1 protein-coding gene is annotated in these 250 nt (G+C 68.0%); it reads right to left on the bottom strand.

Features of this window, described 5'->3' with window-relative positions:
* Positions 1–250: FUSC family protein (locus tag RZA33_RS19660; RefSeq protein ID WP_317509962.1), on the bottom strand; the 250-nt coding region annotated here is incomplete at both ends.

Genomic DNA, 250 nt, shown 5'->3' with positions numbered 1-250 from the left:
AGCGCGCGCAGCCAGTGCACCGTCTCGCGGCTGACGCTGCGATCGAAACTGAGATGATCGGCAATGCCATCGAGATCGACGGCATCGGCAGCGAGCTTGAGCCTGAGATCGCGCACCGCCTGATCCGCACTGCGGCCGGCGAGAACCTCCCGGCTCAGATTGCGCGCACCCGCGAGCCAGCCATCGACGCGCGTGGCGACGGCTGGGCCGACACTGCGTGGCAACAACACGGTGGAGACGACCGTCGCAC

Source organism: Halovibrio sp. HP20-59 (genome assembly GCF_033052795.2).
Taxonomy (GTDB): domain Bacteria; phylum Pseudomonadota; class Gammaproteobacteria; order Pseudomonadales; family Halomonadaceae; genus Vreelandella.
The sequence above is the reverse complement of the archived record's forward strand: the minus strand, read 5'-3'. Positions and strand labels throughout refer to the sequence as shown.